This is a genomic window from Kitasatospora sp. NPDC057518 (assembly GCF_042802075.1).
GTDB lineage: Bacteria > Actinomycetota > Actinomycetes > Streptomycetales > Streptomycetaceae > Kitasatospora.
This window is the reverse complement of the sequence record NZ_JBHVEU010000682.1, coordinates 1-2,990: the sequence shown is the minus strand read 5'-3', so window position 1 is coordinate 2,990 and position 2,990 is coordinate 1. Positions and strand designations below refer to the sequence as shown.

The following is a 2,990-nucleotide window of genomic DNA, read 5'->3' as shown; positions in this document are numbered from 1 at the left end:
GCCGCCGCCCCGCCGCGGCGAGGCACCGGCGCCCGCCCGCCTCGCCGGCGGCCGGCCGACAGCCGCGAGCGGCACTGCCCAACCGGCCCGCCCGCGGCCGGGATTGGCGTACCTCTCCGCCCGCAGTACCGCGGACCCCGGCGTCCGGGCGGTACGCGACCGCTATCCGGCGACCCCCTCCCTGTGGGCGGCCTGCCTCCGCGCCGGCGCATGGCGTGCGCCCGTCGCGCCACGGCATCCGGGCCAGCCCGCGACACCCTGCTCGTGCCGGGAAGTCCCCGTTCCCGGCCTCTGGAACGAGCTTCAGCGGCGTGAGCCGTAGCCCCAGTGGTGGTCCGGGTAGTCGCCGCACGGGTACTGCATCAGCGGGGCCTGTGGGGCGTTGCTGCCGTGGGAGACGGCGAGGCACTGGCGGCTGTTGCCGTTGACGAAGCGGATGCCGTGCGGCCACTTCTCGATCTTCCAGGCCTGCCCGGGGTTGTTCCGGCACGCCGACTGGACGACCTGGGCGGTGGCCTCGGTGCTGGAGTCCTGGACGGAGAGACAGAGGGCGCTGTTGTAGCTGACGATCCGGTAGTAGGTGTCGCCGTCGGCGTCCGTGTAGGCCTGCTGGGTCTGCCAGAAGTGGTCGGGGAAGTCCCCGCAGGGATACTGCTGGACCTGCGCGCCCTCCTCCCGGCTCCCGCCGGGCGTGGCGATGCACTGCAGGCTGTTGCTGTTCCTGATCGCCACCGATCCCGTCGGCGGGACGAGCGGGGTGCCGCCGAGGCGCCCCGGTGCCGGGAACGCGGACGCGGAGGCGGAGGCGGTGGGCACCGGGGGCGGCGCGGGTCGGTCGCCCCCGGTCGAGGCCGCAGGGCCGGCGGCTTCCGACAGGGCACGGGGCGGCTCGCCGGGAAGCGTCGGACCGGGCTGCGCCGGTGCGCTCCGAACCTCCGCCGCCGGAGCCGGCCCGCCGTCCGGTGGGGGCGCGGTCGACGCCGTGGCCGGACCGTCGCCGGGGGGCCGCGCCGACGGGCTGCCCGCCGGTGGTGCGGACGGTTCGGCGCTCGTGCCGGGCGTCGGCGCGGCGTCGGTACCGACCGCCAGGGGGAGCGCGCCGGAGGAGGCGGGCGCGGGGCTCAGCTGTACGCCCACCAGCACGCCCGCCAGGACCAGGGCACCGGCCAGGACCGCCGCCGCGCCGACGGCCGCGCCCGTCCTGACGGCCCGACGCCCCGGTGCCCCGGCGGGCTCGGTGGGGTAGAGCGGGTCGTCGAACGCCGGGCCCGGCGGGAAGAGGCCGGTCGGGCGATTGTCCGTGACCGGGACCAGCTCACCGCGGACAACCGCGGGGCCGGTCGTGGCCGGGGCCATCCGGGCCACCTCCAGGTACCGGCCGGCCAGGGCCGTGCGTACCGCGAGGAGGTCCGTGTGCAGGCGCCGGAGCACGGGCAGGTGCGCCGGCACCCCGTCGGCCACCGCGGGCTCCGTACCCGGCTGTCGGCCGCCGTCGGCCCCGGCCGGCGACTGCTCCTGGTCGACCAGGAGCCCCATGGCGCGTTGCTCCTGCTCCGCGGTCCGCCGAGCGTCGTACGCGCTCTCCCGGATGCGGCGAACCTCGTCCAGGCAGCACGTCGCCTCCAACAGCCGGGCCCGCCGCTGCCCCACATCGCCCCCGCCGGGCGGCAGCGGCGCGACGGGGATCGGCCCGTCCGCTCCGGCGGCGCCCAGTTCACCCCGTAGCTCGGCCACGATGGCGACCAGCACGCGGATCAGTTCCTCCGCCTCCGCCACGCCGGCCTCGGCCTGCCGTTGCGCCTGCCTGGCCAGATCCAGTGCCTGCCGCGCGTCCGACCGCCCGGCCGCGGGCGACGGGAGCCCCCTGGCCGCCAGCCCGGCCCGTTCGTGCAGCTGACCGGCCCGGGCCAGGAGCACCGCCTGGGCCCGGGGGTCCGTCACGCGGTCGTGGATCAGCTGCCGGAGCAGGTGCCACGGGATGTCCTTCTCCGCGGAGCGGTACTCGCTCCAGCTGGTCCTGCCGGCCGGGTACCGGCGCGCGAGTTCGCGGACGGTGAGCCCGGAGGTCACCTCCCGCACCAGCCCGGCCAGGTCGTTCGCCTGCTCGGTCTCGCCCTTGAACCGCCCCTGCGGGCGTCCGGCGCTCCCCATTCCCTGCCCCCTGCCGTGTCCGTGGTCAATCCGGGTTGTCCGCTGTTCACCTGGGCCGCGGCCGAGTCTTGTAGATGGACAATCAAATACGCCCGCACTGTGGGAACTCCACCGGGTCTTCGGACAACTTGTCGCAGCCCGCCTGCGACGGGACACGCCGGCCGGGACCTCCGGTGCCGGAGCCGGGGCTGCGCCGTCCCGCGGCGGCGGTCACCCGACGGCCCCGGACCTCGGCAACCACCGCACTCGAAGGAGCTCTCGATGATCAGGAAGCACCTCGCGACGGTCCTCGCGGCCACCGTCCTCGCCGGAGGTTTCGTCGGCCTCTCCGCCGGCGCGGCCCACGCCTCCGCCCGGGTCAACAAGTGCGGGAGCGCGTACGACTTCAAGTGGAGCTGGGACATCACCGACAACTCCAGCGCGGCTCCGGTGGTCGGCTTCATCGACATCTACTACAACAGCGGGAACGGGTACAACTGTGCGATCGCCCGCGGACGCGACGCGGCCGTCACCGGCCAGCACGAGATCTACGTCGCGATACGGCGCTCCGGAACGGACGGCTGGATCGACGACGGCGCCGGCAGCAACTACACCCAGTACGCGGGCCCGGTCTACGTGTACGCCAAGGGGTCCTGCATCGACTTCGTCGGTGGGCTGAAGTACAACGAGTTCACCGGGCAAGGGGCCTCCGGCTACAGCTCGAAGCACTGCGGCTGAACCATCGCCGGGCGGCAGGCACCGTTCGACGGGCCGGCCGCCGCCCTCTGACGGGGCGCCGGGGAGTCGGTACCACGGACCCCGAGCGCCGCGACCGGGCGGCCGACCGACGACAACGGGGG

2 protein-coding genes are annotated in these 2,990 nt (G+C 75.3%); one reads left to right on the top strand and one right to left on the bottom strand.

Annotated elements, in window-relative coordinates:
- Nucleotides 1-303: 303 nt before the first annotated feature.
- Complete coding sequence (locus ACFU7Z_RS38270; RefSeq protein ID WP_380782727.1) at nt 304-2,151, bottom strand: RICIN domain-containing protein; 1,848 nt, start codon at nt 2,149-2,151, stop codon at nt 304-306.
- 261 nt (nt 2,152-2,412) lie between these two features.
- Between ACFU7Z_RS38270 and ACFU7Z_RS38265 the strand changes: the two genes are divergently transcribed.
- Nucleotides 2,413-2,868: a hypothetical protein gene (locus tag ACFU7Z_RS38265; RefSeq protein WP_380782724.1), complete on the top strand. Its 456-nt coding sequence runs from the start codon at nt 2,413-2,415 to the stop codon at nt 2,866-2,868.
- The last annotated feature ends 122 nt before the right edge of the window (nt 2,869-2,990 follow it).